This window comes from Acidobacteriota bacterium, from assembly GCA_018001935.1.
Classification (GTDB): domain Bacteria; phylum Acidobacteriota; class JAAYUB01; order JAAYUB01; family JAAYUB01; genus JAGNHB01.
The window spans coordinates 94,967-113,292 of the sequence record JAGNHB010000008.1 but is presented as its reverse complement, the minus strand read 5'-3'; the positions used below and the strand labels follow the sequence as shown (position 1 = coordinate 113,292).

The following is an 18,326-nucleotide window of genomic DNA, read 5'->3' as shown; positions in this document are numbered from 1 at the left end:
GGCGGGCCGGCAACCTCGCCGGCCTTGAGCGTCGAAAGGCATCCGTTCCGCACGAGACGAGGGAGGGAATCATGGGAGGAAGAACACGGTGTTCGGCTCTTTTCATCCTGTTGATGGCTTCCGCGGTTTGGCCGCGCGACGGGGTCCCGGCACGGGCCGAAAGCGCCGCCGCCCCCCGGGCCGCCGTCTACCACGTGGCGGTGACCGGTGACGACGCCAACCCCGGCACCGCGTCCCAGCCCTGGCGGACCCTCGGGAAGGCGGCCGACACCCTGACGGCGGGGGACACGGTCCTCATCGGCCCCGGGACGTACGCCGAACGGCTCACGCCCGCCCACTCCGGGACCCCCGGCAACTACATCACCTTCGCCGCCGCCCCCGGCGCGGAGGCGGTCCTCGACGGCGCCACCGTGGACGTCCCCGAGTGGGGCGCCCTGGTGGACCTTTCCCTGCAGTCGTGGATCCGCGTCTCGGGCCTCCGGGTGATCAACACGGTGTCCAATGTCCACAACCCCGGCATCCTGGCGGACACCTCGTCCCACATCCTCATCGACGGCAACCGGGTCTCCAACACCACCGACTCCGGGATCGCCGCCTGGAACAGCACCGACGTGGTGGTGGAGCGCAACGAGGTCCACGACGTGTGCACCGGCGGTTTCAACGAGAGCATCACCATCGGGAATTCCTCGTGGTGCGAGGTCCGCTTCAACCACGTCCACCACGGCGCCAAGGAAGGCATCTGCCTCAAGGACGGCGCCACGTTCACCCGGGCGTACGGGAACCGGGTTCACCACACCGGGGCGGTCTGTTACTACGTGGACGCCCAGGCCCGGCCCACCTCCGACATCGAGGTCTTCGGGAACGTGGCCCACGACGGCGTGGAGAACGGCTTTTCCATCGCCTCCGAGGTGGGCGGTCTCCTGGAGAGGGTCAAGGTCTACAACAACCTCGCCTGGCGAAACGGCTGGGTGGGGATTCACATCTCGGACTGCTGCGTCGCCGACCACCCCATGTCCGACATCCGGGTCGTGAACAACACGGTGGTGGGCAACGGGACCAACGACACGGGGTGGGGCGGCGGGATCGCCCACGACAACCCCCAGGCGGCGGGCGTCGTCATCCGGAACAACCTGTGCAGCCAGAACCTCTCCTTCCAGATCGCCGTGGCCCCGACCGTCCCCGCGGGCGCCTGGGTCGCCGACCACAACCTGATCGACGGTTTCCGGGACAGCGAGGGGGAGATCTGGGGCGACGACCCCCGGACCGGTGACCCCCTGTTCCTCCTGGCCTCCGCGGGGGATTTCCACACGGGGCCCGGCTCGCCCGCCGCGGGCGGGGCGTCGTCCACGGACCTCCCCGTTGCCGACTTCGACGGCGTCCCCCGGCCCGCCGGCGCCGGCCCCGACATCGGGGCCTGGGAAACCCTCACGGCCCTCCCCGCCCGGGGCGACCTCGACGGGGACGACCGCGTCACCGCCGTCGATCGCCTTGCCCTGCAACTGCTGAACGCGGGGACGCTGAGCGCTCTCCTGGCGCCGTGCCGCTTCCCCTCGGCCGCGGACCTGGACGGCAACGGCACCCTGGACGCCGCCGACGAGGACGCCCTCGCCCGCCTCCTGTCCGGTACGCCCTGAGCCCGTCAATTTTGACGCCCCCGCAAAAAGTTGCATTTTACCCGCGAATCACGCGAATGAACGCGAATCAGAAATCAACAATCAATAGATATGATTCGTGTTATAAATTCGCGTATATTCGTATTATTCGCGGGAAATCCCCCTTTCGCGACTTTTTGCGGGTGCATCAATTCTTGCTGATAAAGTACTTTTCCAGCTCGAGGGAGTGGCGGGAGGAGGGAAGGCCCCCGTGGGAGGGGACGAAGGCGTCCGCCTTCACCAGGCCGACGTCCTGGGCGTACCAGTGGACCAGCCAGCCACCGTGGTCCAGGTCGTGACGGATGCGGATGCAGGGGAAGGTCCCGGCCGGGACGGTAAGGGTCTCCAGGCCCTGGAGCTTGCTCACCACCTTGAAGGCCACCCCCTTGGTGGTCCCCGACCAGGCCCAGACGTCCCGGGCGGCGATCCGGGCCGGAAGGGCCAGCATCGGGGTGTCGAATTTCGTCTTGCCGATGCCGAAGAGGCCCAGGTAGGAGACGATCCCCCGGGAGGTCTTCGCGAAATACAGGGTGAAGGCGTTGAGGATCCCCCGACCCGGGTCGTCGAGCATGCAGCCGGGGCTGCCGTCGGGGGCTTCCCAGGCTTTCGCCACGAAGGACTGGCCTGACGTGTCCTCCTCCCCCTCGTCCAGGGCCTGGCGCTTGACGTAGGACCACCGGCTCCCCTCCGTCATGGGGAAGTACCGGGTCCCGTCGATGGGCGTGGACGGCTGGGCCAGCTCGGATTCCGCCTCGCCGGCGCCCTTACCCCCGCACCCCCCGAGCAGAAGCCCCGCCGCCGCCAGGACCAGCCCGGCCGCCAGGCCACACATGCCAATCCGGAGGGTGTTGACCCGGCAGTCCGTCAGGAGCGACCGGTGAAGGCCACGTTGCGTCCGAGCGTCACCGGGCCCGCGGGGAACGCAGCTCCGCGCCCCGGGATTCCCCATGGTGCTGACCGGCGGTTTCCGCACGCGTTCGAACGTTGTCGGGTCCGGGGTCATGGGCGGCCTCCTCGCGACGGTTTCCAGACCTATTATCGGGGCAATGCGCGGCAAAAAGCAACCGGGTCCGCGCCCCTGCTCGGGTGATCGTTGCCTTTCCGGCGCGTTTGTCCTAGAATGTCCGGAAAACCGGGGCGGACGGACACCGCCGCCGCCGGGCCCGACGGCGAAAACCATCAAGGAGACCACCCATGCAGCGACTCGTGGAATGCGTGCCGAACTTCAGCGAGGGGCGCGACCGCGCCCTCATCGACCGGATCACCCAGGCCATCGCCTCCGTGGACGGCGTCAAGCTCCTCGACGTGGACCCCGGCGCCGACACCAACCGGACCGTGGTCACCTTCGTGGCGCCCCCCGAGACCGTGGGCGAGGCCGCCTTCCAGGGGATCAAGGCCGCGGGCGAGCTGATCGACATGAGCCGGCACACGGGGGCCCACCCCCGCATGGGCGCCACGGACGTGTGCCCCTTCATCCCCGTGGCGGGCGTCACCATGGAGGACTGCGCCGAGATCGCCCGGCAGACCGGCGAGCGGGTGGCCCGGGAGCTGGGGATCCCCGTCTACCTCTACGAGGCGGCCGCCGCCTGCCCCGAGCGGGTCAACCTGGCCACCATCCGGGAAGGCGAGTACGAGGGCCTCGCCGAGAAGATCCTGAGGCCCGAGTGGAAGCCCGACTTCGGCGCCCCCGTCTTCAACCCGCGCTCCGGCGCCACCGTCATGGGCGCCCGGGAGTTCCTGATCGCCTACAACATCAACTTCAACACCCGGGACAAGGCCCTCCTCACCGACATCGCTTTCGCCATCCGGGAGAAGGGCCGCGCCAAGCGCGACGCGAAGGGGGCCATCGTCAAGGACGCCGACGGCAGCACCGTCATGGTGCCCGGCCTCTTCAAGGACGTGAAGGCCATCGGCTGGTACATCCCCCAGTACAACTGCGCCCAGCTCTCCATCAACTTCACCAACTACAAGGTCTCGCCGGTGCACGTGGTCTTCGACGCGGTCTGCCGGCTGGCGGCCGAGAAAGGCCTGCGGGTGACGGGCAGCGAACTGGTGGGGCTCATCCCCAAGACCGCCCTTCTGGAGGCCGGGACCTACTTCCTGGAGAAGCAGGGGAAACCGCCGGGCGTGCACGAGGAGGAGCTGATCCACACCGCCGTCCGGTCCCTGGGCCTGGCGGACGTGGCCCCCTTCGACCCGGCGAAGAAGATCATCGAGTACACCGTCTTCACCGAGAAACCCCGCCTGGCGGGCATGAACCTCCGCGAGTTCGCCAACGAGCTGGCGTCGGACTCCCCCGCGCCCGGCGGCGGCTCCGTGGCGGCCCTGGCGGGCGCCCTGTCGGCGGCGCTGGGGGCCATGGTCTCCAACCTGACCGCGGGCAAGAAGGGCTACGAGGGGGTCCGGGAGACGATGCTGCGCATCGGCGTCGAGGGGCAGCGGCTCAAGGACGAGTTCCTGGCCGACATCGACCTGGACACCGACGCCTTCAACAAGGTGATGGACGCCCTCTCCCTGCCCAAGCGGACCGACGAGGAGAAGGCCGCCCGATTGGCCGCCCTTGAGGCGGCCAACCAGGGGGCGACCCTCGTGCCGCTCCGGGTCCTGAGACGTTCGGTGGACGCGCTGAAGCTGGCCTGCCGGACGGCGCGCGAGGGGAACCGGAACTCCCTCAGCGACGCGGGCGTCGGCGGCCTCATGGGCCGGGCCGCCGCCATGGGGGCCTTCTACAACGTGCTCATCAACCTGCAGGGGATCACCGACGCCGCCTTCGCCACCCGGGTCCGCGCCGAGGCCCTGGCCGCCCGGGACGAGGCGCTCGCCCTCGCCGCGGAGGTGGAGGCGTGCATGAAGGACGGCCTGAAGGAGTGACGGACCGCGTGCGGGCGCCCGCCGCGGGCGCACAGGGGGAGGGGTGGACACCGGCGCCGGCGGGCGCCCCTCCCGGTCGCAAATTTCCCGGAGGTGCTGCCGCATGATCCACGAACTCGACCCCGTCGCCACGCTGGCCCCGATCCTCCAGAGCCTGGACGCGAAACTCAAGGTGTACGTCCTGGACACCAACGTGCTCCTCCACGACCCCACCTCCCTCTTTCGCTTCCAGGAGAACGTGGTGGTGATCCCGTTGCACGTCATCGACGAGATCGACGCCAAGAAGGGCGACCCCGTCATCGGCTTCAACGCCCGGGAGGTCTCCCAGAAACTGGAGCAGGTCCTCTCCAAGGGCGGCTACTCCACCGGGAAGGGGGCGCGGATCCCCAACGGCAACGACGGGGTGCTCCTCTTCCTCTGGGGGCACGGCGACGCCAGCTTCCCCAAGGAACTGGAACTCTCCTACTTCGACAACTTCCTCCTCGCCTCCCTGATGCGCGTCAAGAAGGACCTGGGAAACCGCCAGGTGATCCTGGTGACCAAGGACCGCAACCTGCGCATCAAGAGCCAGGCGCTGGGGATCCCCTCCCAGGACTACCTCCACGACAAGGTGACCGAGGACAGCCTGACGGGCACCGAGGACCCGCTCCGCACCGTCACGCTGACGGCGAAGGAACTCGACGAACTTTTCGCCGGGAAGAAGCCCGCCGAGTGGCACGTGGGAAACTTCAACCGCGTCAAGCTGCGCTTCAACGAGGGCGTGCTCCTGGCCGACGAGGCCGCCAACCACGTGGGGCTGGGCTACCGCCGGGGCGACGCCCTCCAGTTCATCCACTACGAGACGGTCCGGGTGCTGGGGGTGGGGCCGCGGGTGCTGGATTCGCAGCGGTACAAGAACAACTTCGAGCAGGCCGTCTGCATGGCCCAGGCCATGGACGACCACGTCAAGATCCACGTCATGGTGGGCAAGGCGGGCACCGGCAAGACCCACATCGCCATGGCGGCGGCGCTGGAGCACGTCTTCCTCCGCAAGAAATACGACTCCATCAAGCTCATCAAGCCCATCATCACCCACTCCCGCCTCGGCGAGGACATCGGCTTCCTCCCGGGCACGGTGAAAAAGAAGCTCCTCCCGCGGATGCGGCCCTTCGTGGAGAAGCTCCAGAAGCTGGTGGGGGCGGATTTCCTCACCAGCGAGGCGGGGTACCAGAAACTCCTGGACGACGGCGTCATCGAGATGATGAACCTGGCGGACGTCCGCGGGGCCGACCTCTCCGGCTCCGTGGTGGTCTTCGACGAGGCCCAGAACGCCAACCCCTTCCAGATGCGAACCCTCGGCACACGGCTCGGGGAGGACTCCAAGCTGATGGTCCTGGGCGACCCCACCCAGATCGACAACATCTACCTGGACAAGTACTCCAACGCCCTGGTCCACCTCTACCAGCACGCCCGGCGCTTCCCCGAGCCCTTCATCGCCTCCATCTCCCTCACCCAGATGGTGCGCTCCTACACCTCCAAGTGGTTCGAGGAACACATCGTCAGCACCCAGAAGAAACGGCAGGGCAACTGAGATGAGCGAGACGCAGTTCGACCGGTTGGTGGTGAAGATCCACGAGGGCGGCATGACGGCCCTCTCCCTGGGGGACCGGTGCGGGCGGGCCCTGATCGTCCCCGAGATGGGCGGGCGAATCCTCGCCGTGGAGGCGGACGGGCAGGACTTCCTGTGGTTCAACCCCGACCTGCTCGAGACCCCCCTCCCCCGGAACTGGAACGCCGGCGGCCAGCGGACCTGGATCGCCCCCGAGCGCGGGGGGCCTGACCTGTACTTCGAGAAGGACAACTGGCACTGCCCGCCGGAGATGGACCCCGGTCACTTCCGCGTGGAGCGGCTCGCCTCGGACGAGGAGATCCGGCTGGCCTCCGAGTTCAGAACGGGAGGCCCGGGCGGGGAAGCCCTCTTCCGCCTGGAGCGGGCCATCGGTCTCCCCGGGGCCCTCGACCCCGTCACGGGCCCGCTCTCGCTGACCGGGTCGCGGTCTCACTCCACCGCCTTCGCGGAAACCGGACCGCTCAAGCGGGAAAAGACCGGGCCCTTCTGCCTCCGGGTGGAGCAGTCCGTCTCGCGGAAAGGCCCCGGCGATCGCGTCGCCGTCGGGGCGTGGTCGATCCTCCAGGTCCCGGTCCCCGGTTACGCCGCCGTTTTCCTCGACCCGCAGCGGGCCCGGCGGCCGCTCTTCCGGGACGATTTCTTCAACCCCGTCCCGCCCGAGTGGGTCTCGGGCGGCGTCCTCCCCGCGGTCATCCGGCTGACGGGTGACCACCAGGTGAAGCTCGGTTTCCCCGCGACCCACTTCGGCCCCGTGGTGGTGGTGCGCTACATGCACTACGCCCGGGAAAGCGGCGTCTGGCTGGAGATCACCCAGCGCTTCGAGCGGCCGTCCGGCGGGGTGTACGCCGACAGCCCCGGCGGGGAACCGGCGCCGGCGGGCGACCTGGTCCAGCTCTACAACCACTTCACCGGGGACGCCCACGCCTACGCGGAAATCGAGGCCCACGCCCCGGCGGCGACGCGCCCCGGCGACGTCTCGAAAATCACCCTCGACCTGGCCTTCCAGTGGTTCCAGGCGGAGGGCCCCGCCGGCGACGAGGATTTCGCAGACCTTTAAGTGCGCCGCTCTCCAGAGGTCCGTCCGGAATTTCTCTCACCAAGGCACGGAGGCACGGAGAAGATGCGCTTCAATCGCCGTGAACAGGCCAAACGCCATCTCCCGACTCCTGACTTCCGTTCTCTTCGTTTGTGTATTTCGTGGTTTCCTTTCCGGTTTATTCGGTTCGGGGACTGCGAGGAGACCCCGGATCGGCCACGGCGTCATGGGTCTCCACGAGGTCCCCGGGGGAAAGAAGAAAACCGGTGTTGCCCGCCGGTGTCCGGCCCCCGGCGGGGTCGGGAAAAACCCCGCATGGGTTGGGCAGAACGGATTCTGGACATGTGGAAGATCGTGCCGTTCGCTTTATGTGTTCTTACCCTGGTGACAGCCCTGATTTCCGGCCAGACCCATGAGGGGTATTCCTGGGGCCCGGTGACCGCCGGCGGGCTTCGATTGGGCATCGTCGGCTTCGAAAACCCTCGTTATTCCGGCCTGGTTGAGATGGGCCTGGCACTGCGAAACTCGACACAGAACACGGTCTATGTGCCCTTCTGGTTCCCGGAGGGGTCGCCCCGTGTAAGAATCATCGCCCATGACGCCGCAGGAAAAGAATTCTTCGGCCGAAACACGGGGAATACCGAGTATCCCCCGCAAGCGCTGACGGATTTTCGCCGGGTCGGCCCGGGATCTTCGGCGGAAATCCGGTTGAATATCCGGGAGGGCCTGAAAGGGATGCATGCGCTGTGGCACTTGAAACCCGGGGAATACCGATTGAAGGCTGTCCTCACACTCGACTTCAGCGATATCATGGGATATTGCCGTCAGACAGGTCTGCCTGTCCCGGATATCGGCTTCCTGCATCTGCTTGCCATCGAAGTGGGTTCCGGGGAGACGACGGTGAACGTGCCGTGAGCGGGCCAATCAGCCGGGACGATAAACAGCCGCCCTCCCCGGAAAGCCCGGCGAACACCCCCGGGGCGGAAACCCCTCAGGACAGGCTCGTCCGCCGGGCCACCCTCGACGACCTGGGCGTCATCCTCGACATCGAGAACGCCTGTTTCGCCGAGGAGGCCTACCCCGCGGACTATTTCCAGTTCCTCTTCGCCCAGCGCGGCTGCGAGGTCTGGCTGGCGGAGGACGAGGGGGGCGTCCCGGCCGGCACCCTGATCCTGGTCTTCGCCGGGTCCCCGCACCACCGCCTCGAGTGCCGCATCGGGTCGCTGGCGGTCCGGCCCGAGGCCCAGGGGAAAGGGCTGGGCCGCCGCCTGATGGGGTTCGCGGAGGAGCGCGCCCGGCGGCGGCCGGCGAACCGCATCCGCCTCGAGGTGCGGTCCGAGAACCGGCGCGCCATCCGCCTGTACGAGTCCCTGGGCTTCCGCCGCATCCGGCCCCTCCCCCACTACTACGGTTTCGGCCGCCACGGCATCCTCTTCATGAAACTCCTGTAGATTCTCTAACTCCTTTTCCGCACTTTGCCGAGGGCCGGGGGCGGCATTTCTTCGGGGGGAGTGACCCGTTGGAGGAGGGGCGTGGAGTCGGCGCGGCTCGTCCCCGCCGGTCTGCTGGAAAAAACGATGCCTCCCAATGCGGATAACTGGAGATGAAACCATGGATGAACACGGATCATCCGGACTCTACCCAAGAAACAGGCGGTCTCAACCGCTCGCAAAGACGCAAAGCCGTCCAGCCGCGCAACCTCGTGACCGGAAGAGGGACCACGAAATACACAGACGGGATTCCAGGGCCGAGGTACGCTGCTCACGACAGACACGATTCATCGGGTCAGACCCTGAACCCCTTCAGCCTAATCCGCTAACAGCCTTTCTTGAACCACGAACCACACAAACCACACGAACGAAGAAGTCCGGAGTCGGAAGTCAGGAGACCGGTGAGGGCGTTCGGCCGGTTCACGGTAATCGGAAGCATCTCTTCTCCGTGCCTTAGTGCCTTGGTGAGAGGAATTCCGGAAGGATCTCTTGCGTCTGTAACTTCTTTGTTTGTTTCGCCGCACTAGGCGACGACACCACGGTACACGAGGCCATCACTTCCTGGCGGGCTGCTTTTTCCCGGCTTCCTGTCGCGCCAGTTCCTCGGCCAGGATCGGCACGCCGAAATTGGAGGCTCCGACTCCCTGCGAGATGCAGATCTTCAGCGCCTCCATGATTTCCCGTGGATCACTCCTTTCGTTCCAGGGCGAAGACCGAGGCCTTCCACGGCGGCATGTCGAGGTAGAGGCCGCGTTCCTGGAGGTCGTCCCCGTTCCGTTCGAACACGTCGGGGCCCATCCGGTCGCGCAGCGTCCACTCGTGACCCGCGGTCGGCAGGGGCAGCCGGACGTAGCACTGGGCCTGGTTCGGGGCGAAGTTCACCGCCACGAGCAGCGGATCGTCGCCGGGGCTTAGCCAGGCGAAGGCGATGTAGCCGTCCCAGGTCCAGTTGCCGTCCCAGGCCGGGCGGCACTCGAGGAGCTGCCACTGCCCCTCCCGCACCCCCCGGCACCGCAGCACGCCCAGGAGACGCTCGTACAGGCCGGCCACCCCCGCGTCGGGCGTTTCCTCCGGCCCGCGGCGGAGGTGGGGCGAGATCCGCCGGCGGCGGCCCTCCGGTTGCCCCTGGTGGAGGAAGCGCAGGCCGGGGCAGAGGAACGTGAGGACCGCCGCGGCCGGGTGGGACTCGATGGGAAAGGTGGCGGCCGCCCGCGGCTCGTCGTGGTTTTCCAGGAAGCGGGCCGAGCGCCCCTGGAAGTCCCGGTCGGCGCAGAGGTGTTCGCGGACGGGACGGGCGCGCCCCTCCCGCAACCGGTCGTACAGGCGCTTGTCGTAGGTGTAGTCGAAGCCCTGCTGCTGCAGCACCCACTCCAGGTCCCAGTACGCCTCGGCCATGAACACGAACCCGGGGTGCCTTTCCTTCACCTGCCGGATGGCGTTCGGCCAGAACGGGCCGGACGCCACGCCCCACGTCCGCTCGAAGACCTCCGGAAGGACGAGCATGGACATGTCGCAACGCACCCCGTCGCACTGGCCGCTGATCCGGAGCAGCTCCGCGGTCATCGCCGCCTGCAGTTCCGGGTTCCCGTAGTTGAGCTGGAACGTGTCGGGCCAGCCGGGGAAGTAGGGGTCGCGCCCGAAGGCCAGGATTCGGCCCCCGTCGTCCGACCGGCCCCAGTTCTGGGGCGCCCGGGTCAGGTCCTCTTCCGTCCCCTCGATGTAGAACCCCGGGTGTTCCTCGACCCACGGGTGGTCCGGCGCGGTGTGGTTGGGCACGAAATCGAGCATCAGGCGCAGGCCCCGGGCCCGCAGCCGCTCCCGCAGCCTCGCCAGGGCGGCGTCCCCGCCCAGGTCGGGGTGCACGGCGTACCCGGTGATGGCGAAACCGGAGCCGGGAATGTCGTCGTCCACCAGGTCCGGCAGGGTTTCCTGGAACTCCCGGCGCCAGTCGGGGTTTCCGCGTGAAACGCGTTGCCCGGCGAGCCCCGTCCGCCAGACGCTGAGGAACCAGACCCAGTCCGCCCCCAGGCCGGCCAGCCGGTCGAGTTCGTCGTCGGGGACGTCGTCGAGGTTGGCGGGCCGCCCCAGGCGGCGCGAGAGGTCCGTCAGGAAGACACGGGTGTTGAGTTGGTACAACAGGGGATTGGCGGGGTGGGTGTTCATGTCAGCTCCTTTGAGGGTTCGCCGCCCTGGAGGGCGGCGCCACTTTGGGGGGGGCGTTGGGCGGCGAGGAGGCGGGCGAGGGTGTGGAGGAGGTCGGGGCGGGCGAGGCGCGGGCGCCATTCCTGGGGGATGCCGTCGAGGCCGAAGTGGGCGCCGGCGAGCTGGCCGTAGACGGCGCCGGTGGTGTCGGCGTCGTCGCCGAGGTTGACGGCGGCGAGGCATCCCGCGCGGAAGTCCCGGGCCTGGTGGAAGGCCCACAGGGCGGCCTCCAGGGACGCCGCCACGTATCCCGAGCCCTTGATTGCCGGCGGTTCCTTCCGCTTGAAGGAGCCCCGGGCGACGGCCTCCACCTCGGGGTGGAGGGGGTACTCGTCCCAGAAGCCGGGGACGGGGGTGTACAGTTCCGACAGCAGGGCCTCCCGGCTCTCCCCGGCGGCCGCCCCGACCAGGAGGGCGCCCAGGTAGCGGCAGGCATCCACGCAGACGGCGGCGCCGTGGGTGGTCCTGGCGCTCAGGCCGCTGAGGCGGATGGCCGTGGCCGGGTCGGCCGCGAAGAAGAGCGGGACGGGGGCGAGTCGCATCAGGCAGCCGTTGCCGGCGGCGCGGGGGTTGGCGGACCCCGCCATCGGGTCCCCCGTCCGGCGGTAGCGCTCCAGGGCGTCCCGGGTGGTGTTGCCGATGTCGAAGCACCGGCCGTTGCTCCCCAGGTACCCTGTCGTCCACCATCGGACGTAGCGGTCCATCTGGTCCCACGGGTTGAAGGCGCCGCAGTGGATGAGGCTGTCGGCCAGGCAGAGGGCCATGGAGGTGTCGTCGGTCCACTCGCCCGGTTTCAGGTGGAAAGGGCCCCCGCCGACAATGTCGGTCAGTGGGATGAAGGAGCCGGGGGGCGAAAACTCCACGGTAGTCCCGAGCGCGTCGCCCGCGGCCAGGCCCAGCAGGGCGCCGGCGCAGCGTGACACGAGGGCGTCCGGGGCGTCCTCCCGCCACCGGCGGACGTACGCCGCCTGTTCGTCGGTTTCCGGGGAGACCCGCTCCCGGGACTTGGGGCACGCCGCCCACAGCTCCCGCAGGCGGTCCAGGGCCGCGGGGCCCGGGTGGCCGTGGCGGGCCAGCCAGCAGCCCACCAGGGTGCCGGTGCGGCCCACGCCGCCCCAGCAGTGGAGGTAGACGGCCTCGCCGCGGGCCAGGGCGTCGTCGAGGGCGTCCAGGATCGCCACGGTGTCGAGGGGGGAGCGGGGGACGTCCACGTCGCCGACGGGGAAGGCCAGGCGTCGGGCCGCCCCGCCGCGGATCCTGGCCAGCAGGGGCTCGTAGGGCTCCAGGAAGTCCTCCCGGCTGGTCAGGTCCACGAAGCAGGTGACGCCCGCCGTCACGATCGCCTCGAGCCGCGCGGCGGCGGCCGCCGGGGTGCGGCCCCCGGGATACTCCCCCGCCAGGAAGCGGCCCGGGATCACCCAGTAACAGTTCTCGATCGGCTTGTCCACCACGGTGCCTCCAGGGATTACAAAACCACGAACCACACGAAAAAGTCCAAAGATTATTTAACCACGAAATACACGAAATACACGGACGGATCAGGTGCAGCAGATGGTTTCGTGAAGGAGGGGAGGCGGTGCGATCCTGGATGGACTACACCGGCGTCGCCCTGATGAATCCCCAGGAGACGGCGGTCGAGGTAACGCTCGAGGCCTGGCTGGGCGGCAGCCTCGTGACCTCGGTGGATGTGACCATACCCGCCCGGGGGCAATACCTGCGCCTGAGCGACGGAATCTGGACCGGAACCCCTTACACCGGATTCGATACCATCCGTATCTTCAGCAACGGCCCTATTCCGGCACCCATCGACATCACCGGGAACGTCGTGGAATGGTGCTGGGACTGGTACGGGCTCTATCCGACGGGTTCGGCCACCGACCACCCCGGCGCTGCATCCGGCATGGAACGCGTGATCCGGGGCGGGAGTTGGCTCGCAGTTGCGAGTTGCTGCCGCGCTGCGTACCGGGGTGCCTGGGACCCTGACGAACCAGATCCCTGCATGGGTTTCCGCTTGGCCCGATCCGCCCGCCGCCCGGACCTTCAGACGGACTCGTTCCCAACGCGGGAGAGAAGGGGGAAAAGCCGCCCGGCCCGAAAAACCCTCCCGCGCGTGGCTTGGCCGGCTTCGGAATGGGCTCACGGGTGGAGGAGGCGGTGGAAGAGGCGGAGGGTCTGCACCACGCGGGGGCCGGGGATGTCCACCCAGTCCTCGGTGAGCACGAAGACCCGGCGCGACTTCACCGCCCGAAGGAAGGGCATCCGGTCCCAGTCGGCGACCAGGGCGGCTCTCCGGGCCTCGGTCAGCCCTTCCCCGGGGCGCAGTTCCAGGATGACCTCCGGGTCGAGGCTCGCGATCCCCTCGAGGGACAGGGTGGGATAAAGGATCCCCTCCGGGCAGACGTTGGCGCCGCCGGCGCGGCCGAGCACCTCGGACAGGAAGGTCCCGGGCCCGGCGACAAAGATCCCCGAGAGTTCCCCGGGGTTGCGCCCCACCACCAGCAGGGTCCGGGGCGGACGGACGCCCGGCGGGAGCGGGCGGGGCGCCGTGGCGTCGCGAAGCGTCGCCGAGAGCCGCCGGGCGGCCTCCTCGGCCCCGAGTTCCTTGCCGACGGCCTCCACCGCCGCGAAGATGTCGGCGACGGAGTAAACGGGGAGGGTTCGGGTGCGCAGACCGAGCGCCTCCAGGTTCTGCCGCAGTTGTCCCTGCTCGGGGGCGGTCAGGACCAGGTCCGGACGGAGGTGCGCGATCTTCTCGAGGTCAGGGTTGAGAAAGCCCCCGACCCTCGCGGCCCGTGTCACTTCCGGCGGAAAAACGCAGAAATCGGTGACGCCCACCACGGCGTCACCCCGGCCGAGGGCAAAACAGATCTCCGAGTAGGCGGGGGCCATGCAGACCACCCGGCGGACGGGCCCCGAAGCGCCCGGCGCGGCGGTTCTCCCGCAGCCGCCGACGACCGCCAGGGCCGCGAGGAGCGCAAGGCCCAGGCCCGGGCCCCGCCGTCCCGTCTCGGACGGCCGGGGGGGGCGAAACCGCCGGGAGCGCGGAAAACAACGATCCCCGGCCGGGACCGGGGAGGCTCTCTTCATCCTGTCATGTGAGGGGCGGGTCGTTTCCCCGTGATCGCCTTCACCCATCGGGCGGCTTTCCGGACGGGACCGGCCGCGCGCCGGTCACTCGGGCCGGATGCCCAGGACTTCCGCGGTCTTGTCCACGATCACGTCCGGGTCGAAGGGTTTGGTCATGTAGAGGTCGGCGCCGTAGTCGATGCCTTTTTTCCGGTCGAACTCCTGGCCCTTGGCGGTGAGCATGATGATGTAAACGCCGGTCATCCCGAGTTCCCGCTTCACCTTCAGGCAGACGTCGTAACCGTTCATCTCCGGCATCATGACGTCCAGGAAGACGAGGTCCGGGTGGTTCGCCTGGATCATCTCGAACGCCTCCCGCCCGTTCGAGGCGGTCATGATCTCGACGCCGACGTCCTCGAATTCCTCCAGAGACTGCTCCAGAAGCAGTCGAATATGCGCCTCGTCGTCTACGATAAGGATCTTGGGCATTCTACCCTCCCAGTGCGACGGCCGGATTGTACCACAGGTCCCACCCCCGAGATCAAGGGGACAGGGGCAGGGTGAACGAGAAAATGCTTCCGGTCCCCGGCGTGCTCTCGACCCGGATCCGGCCGCCGTAGTGTTCCACGATCTGCCGGCAGATGGGAAGGCCCAGCCCCGTGCCCTCCGGCTTCCCGGTCAGGGTGTCCCCGACCTGCCGGAACTTGTCGAAGATTCTCTCGTGGAAGGTCGGGTCGATGCCGATCCCCGTGTCCGCGACACTGACGAGGAGATCGTTCCCCTCCCGCCGTGCCGACACGGTGACGGTCCCCTTCTCGGTGAACTTCAAGGCGTTGGAGAGAAGGTTGACCAGGACCTGGTGCAGGCGGTCGGGGTCCCCGTTGAATTCGGGCAGATCGGGGGGGAATTCGGTCCGGATCGCGATCTCCCGGTTCTCCGCCATGGCGGCCGTGGCGGCCGCCGCCTGCGCGACGAGGTCGGGGATGTGGACCGGCAGCCGCTTCCACTCCAGCATCCCCGACTCCATCCGGGTGATGTCCAGCACGTCGTTCACCAGCGAGGTGAGGCGCTCGGCCTCGGCGACGATGATCCCCACGTTCTCCGCCACCTGGGTGAGGACCCGGTCCGACCGCGAAGGGGTGTCGCCGTCGCGGGCCCCCTCGGCTTCGGAGAGCTTGCGCCGGATGATCTTGCCGAAGCCCAGGATGGAGGTCAGGGGGGTCCGAAGCTCGTGGGACACCGTGGAGAGGAAAACGGTCTTGACCTGGTCCAACTCCTTCAGTTTCTCGTTGGAGCGCAACAGGGCCTCCTCCGCCTGTTTGCGCTCGGTGATGTCGCGGGAGTGGATGACGATCCCGCCGATGTCGGGGTTGTCCCGGAGGTTGCTGCCGATGGCCTCGATGTGGCGCCAGGCGCCGTCGCGGTGGAGCCACCGGAACTCCACCTTGGTGGTGCGCCCGGAAAGGTACTTCGATTCCTCGAAGGCCTTCAGCATCAGGGGGCGGTCGTCCGGGTGGATGTACCCGAAGGCGTTCCGGCCGACCAGTTCCTCGGGGGCATACCCCAGCATCGGGAGGATCGACGGGCTCTGGAAGGTGATCGTCCCCTGGTCGTCGAGGATGGCGATGGTGTCCTGGGCGTTCTCGATCAGGGCGCGGAAGTACTCCTCCTTGCGCTTGAGGGCCCGCTCCGCCAGTTGCCGCTCGTTGATTTCCTTCCGGAGCTGCCCGATCACCCGCTTGAGTTCGGCCGTCCGCTCCTCCACCCGGACCTCCAGCTCCTCCTTGGCCTTGCGCAGCTCTTCCTGGGCATGGACCTGCACGGTGACGTCCCGGCTCACGACCGCGGCATGGGTCACTTCGCCGGCGGGGTTGCGGAAGGGGTAGTACGTCACGTCCATGCACCGCTCCTCCCCCTCGTCGAAGGAGAACCGGCTGAGGTAGTTCACCACCTGGCCCGAGAAGCAGGTGTCGAAGTTTTGCTTCATGAAACGCTTGAAGCGGTCCTCCCCCCAGATCTCGGACACCGTCCGCCCGAGGACCTCCTCGCGGGCGTGCCGGCGGGCCCGGCAGTAGGCGTCGTTCACCGCGACGTACCGGTACTGGCGGTCCACCAGGGACATGTACTCCTGTGCCGTGTTGACGATGAACTCGTAACGGCGGCGCATGGCTTCCAGCGCGAGCCGCTCGATGGCCGTGGAAACCTGCCGGGCGACGAAGACCAGGACGTCCATGTCCTGCTCGGTGTAGAGGTGCTCGGCGTCGTAACTCTGGACGGCCATGACCCCGAAGAAGCGCTCCCCCAGGGCGAGGGGGACCCCCAGCCAGCAGGCGGGGCTCGTCCCGTAGGCGTTGAGGGTCACGCCGTCGCGGTCCAGCCGGTCGAGTTCCTCCCGCAGGATCAGGTGCGGCGCCCGGGTGCGCAGGACGTACTCCGTAAGCCCCCGTCCGGGGTGCCGGGACGGCGGGGGGGAGTCGATCACGTCCCGGAAGTAGGGGAAGGTGAGCAGGTCCGTCTGGGGCTCGTAGAGGGCGATGAAGAAATTCGTCGCGTGCATCAACCCCTGGACGATCTGATGCACCACGGGGTAGAAGGCCTCGAGGTCCTCGGCCCGCGACGCCTCCTCGTTGATGTAGAAGAGCGCCTGCTGGAGTTTGATGGTGTTCTCGTGCTGGACCACCTCCTCGAAGAGGGCCATGTTGGCCCGCTCGAGGTCTGCGGTCCGGCTTCGGACCAGGTCCTCCAGCTCCCGGTTCGTCTTGTCCCCGTCGTTTTGTGTCGTCATGAAACCGACTCCCTCAGCGCCTGGGCGGACGCTTCATAAGCCGGGAAGGCCACGAAGAAACGGCTCCCTTCCCCGAGGCGGCTCTCCGCCCAGATCCGCCCCTTGTGCACACCGATGATGTGCTTGGTGATGGGGAGGCCGAGACCGGTCCCCCGGGGTTTTCCCGTGAGCGTGTCCCCGACCTGCTTGAACTTGTCGAAAACGGACTCCAGGTCCTGCTCGGCGATGCCGATCCCGGTGTCGATCACGCTGACGAGCACCTCGGGCCCTTCCGACTTCACGGTGCAGGTGACCCCTCCCTGGTCGGTGAACTTCACCGCGTTGGAGAGCAGGTTGATCAGGACCTGCAGGATGCGGTCCGGGTCACCCAGGATCTCGGGCAGCGGCTGCCCGAACTCGGTGCGGATCTCGATGGACTTCTGGAACACCAGGGGACGGACCACCTCCACGGCCTGGGAGACCACGTCCCGGATCTGCAGGGGCTGCATGTTCCACTCCATCTTCTCGGACTCGAGCTTGGCCAGGTCCAGGACGTCGTTGATGAGGGCGGTCAGCCGCTCTCCCTCGTTGACGATGATCTCAAGGTCATGGCGGACCTGGTCGAAGGCCTGGCGGGCGGGCGTGCCGTCGCCGGCCCCGAGCGCCGGGAGGACGGCGTTGTCGAGCTTGCGCCGGCAGATCTTCGCGAACCCGAGGACGGAGGTCATCGGGGTCCGGAGTTCGTGGGAGACCGTGGAGATGAACTCGGTCTTGAGGTTGTCCAGTTGCTTGAGCTGCTCGTTGGACTCCCGGAGGGCGTCCTCGATCTTTCGCCGCTCGGCGATCTCCCGGGTCAGTTCGTGGGTGCGCAGCTTGATGCGCTTCTCGAGCGTGCGGTTGATCTCCTCGTACTTGAGCCACGCCGATTCGAGCTCGTCCAGCATCCGGTTGAACGCCCGGGCCAGCTGCCCGGCCTCGCTGTCGATCTCCTCGACGGGGGCCCGCTGCTTGAGGTTCTCGCCGCTGATCTTGCCGATGATCCCGATGATCCGGTTCAGGGGCCGGGTCACGATCCGGCCGATGAAGAACGCGGCGGCGAGCCCGACCAGGAAGATGATGGCGCTGATGAGGGCCACCAGGGAACGGCTCCGGCTCACCTCCTCGTCCACCGCCCGGGTGGAAAGGCCCAGGAACAGCCGCCCGATCAGCTTCCCCTCCCGCGTGACCGGGCTGGAGACGGCGCAGACCGCGTCGGTCCCCGGGGGTTTCGTCGCGGCTTCGCGGTAGTGGTGCCGGGCTGCCTCCTGGGGATTGAACATGGCCAGGGGCCGCCCCTCGGCGTTCTCCACGACCAGGTAGACGAGTTCCCGGTTCTGCCGGGCGATTTCAACGGCTTTCTGGATGGCCTCGGCGTCGTCGAAGTAGACCCCTGCGCGAACGCCGTAGGCCGTCATCGAGGCGATCCCCGCGGCCTTGTCCTCCACGGCGCGGGCGTACTGCCGCTCGAGGCGGTCGGGAAAAAAGAAGAAGATGAACAGGGATATGGCGCCCAGGAGCAGGGCCGTCAGGCAGACCATGCGGAAGCCGAGACGGTGGCGCCATCTCAGGGTTTCACGTTGTCGTTGGTCATGCATGT

Annotated in this window: 13 protein-coding genes and 1 pseudogene; 7 read left to right on the top strand and 7 right to left on the bottom strand. The window is 68.0% G+C overall.

The genetic code is table 11. The features are described from left to right. Window positions 1-71: 71 nt before the first annotated feature. A complete protein-coding gene (locus tag KA419_05315; protein ID MBP7865350.1) occupies window positions 72-1,634 on the top strand; it encodes a right-handed parallel beta-helix repeat-containing protein in 1,563 nt (520 codons plus the stop codon). 166 nt (window positions 1,635-1,800) lie between these two features. Here the strand turns inward: KA419_05315 and KA419_05310 are convergent, their stop codons facing one another. After that, entirely contained in the window at window positions 1,801-2,655 is an 855-nt protein-coding gene (locus tag KA419_05310) for a hypothetical protein (GenBank protein MBP7865349.1), read from the bottom strand. A 191-nt stretch (window positions 2,656-2,846) separates the two neighbouring features. Here KA419_05310 and ftcD point away from each other — a divergent pair, with 191 nt between their 5' ends. The 5 genes from ftcD to KA419_05285 all read left to right on the top strand — a co-directional run bounded on the left by ftcD (window position 2,847) and on the right by KA419_05285 (window position 8,619). After that, a complete protein-coding gene (gene ftcD / locus KA419_05305) occupies window positions 2,847-4,523 on the top strand; it encodes a glutamate formimidoyltransferase (protein MBP7865348.1) in 1,677 nt (558 codons plus the stop codon). A 103-nt stretch (window positions 4,524-4,626) separates the two neighbouring features. Continuing rightward, window positions 4,627-6,093: a PhoH family protein gene (locus tag KA419_05300; protein MBP7865347.1), complete on the top strand. Its 1,467-nt coding sequence runs from the start codon at window positions 4,627-4,629 to the stop codon at window positions 6,091-6,093. 1 nt (window position 6,094) lies between these two features. Continuing rightward, window positions 6,095-7,189, top strand: coding sequence for a hypothetical protein (locus KA419_05295; GenBank protein MBP7865346.1), 1,095 nt, complete (start codon window positions 6,095-6,097; stop codon window positions 7,187-7,189). 321 nt (window positions 7,190-7,510) lie between these two features. After that, window positions 7,511-8,083 carry a hypothetical protein gene (locus tag KA419_05290; GenBank protein ID MBP7865345.1) on the top strand — a complete coding sequence of 191 codons (573 nt, stop codon included), beginning with the start codon at window positions 7,511-7,513 and terminating at the stop codon, window positions 8,081-8,083. After that, window positions 8,080-8,619, top strand: coding sequence for a GNAT family N-acetyltransferase (locus KA419_05285; protein ID MBP7865344.1), 540 nt, complete (start codon window positions 8,080-8,082; stop codon window positions 8,617-8,619). The genes KA419_05290 and KA419_05285 overlap by 4 nt, the downstream gene beginning before the upstream one ends. A gap of 726 nt (window positions 8,620-9,345) precedes the next feature. Here KA419_05285 and KA419_05280 read toward each other — a convergent pair. Next, window positions 9,346-10,821 carry an alpha-amylase gene (locus KA419_05280; protein ID MBP7865343.1) on the bottom strand — a complete coding sequence of 492 codons (1,476 nt, stop codon included), beginning with the start codon at window positions 10,819-10,821 and terminating at the stop codon, window positions 9,346-9,348. Beyond that, window positions 10,818-11,783, bottom strand: coding sequence for an ADP-ribosylglycohydrolase family protein (locus KA419_05275; GenBank protein MBP7865342.1), 966 nt, complete (start codon window positions 11,781-11,783; stop codon window positions 10,818-10,820). The genes KA419_05280 and KA419_05275 overlap by 4 nt, the downstream gene beginning before the upstream one ends. A 665-nt stretch (window positions 11,784-12,448) precedes the next feature. Between KA419_05275 and KA419_05270 the strand changes: the two are divergent. Then, window positions 12,449-12,826, top strand: a pseudogene (locus KA419_05270) (SUMF1/EgtB/PvdO family nonheme iron enzyme). Between the two features lie 170 nt (window positions 12,827-12,996). On the opposite strand, the gene KA419_05265 reads toward KA419_05270, so the two are convergent. From KA419_05265 to KA419_05250, 4 genes are all read right to left on the bottom strand, one after another. Continuing rightward, window positions 12,997-13,749: an ABC transporter substrate-binding protein gene (locus KA419_05265; protein MBP7865341.1), complete on the bottom strand. Its 753-nt coding sequence runs from the start codon at window positions 13,747-13,749 to the stop codon at window positions 12,997-12,999. 282 nt (window positions 13,750-14,031) lie between these two features. Continuing rightward, complete coding sequence (locus KA419_05260; GenBank protein ID MBP7865340.1) at window positions 14,032-14,415, bottom strand: response regulator; 384 nt, start codon at window positions 14,413-14,415, stop codon at window positions 14,032-14,034. A 52-nt stretch (window positions 14,416-14,467) separates the two neighbouring features. Beyond that, complete coding sequence (locus KA419_05255) at window positions 14,468-16,711, bottom strand: PAS domain S-box protein (protein ID MBP7865339.1); 2,244 nt, start codon at window positions 16,709-16,711, stop codon at window positions 14,468-14,470. Further along, on the bottom strand, window positions 16,708-18,324 hold the full coding sequence (locus KA419_05250; GenBank protein ID MBP7865338.1) for a HAMP domain-containing protein: 1,617 nt from the start codon (window positions 18,322-18,324) through the stop codon (window positions 16,708-16,710). The genes KA419_05255 and KA419_05250 overlap by 4 nt, the downstream gene beginning before the upstream one ends. Between the last annotated feature and the right edge of the window lie 2 nt (window positions 18,325-18,326).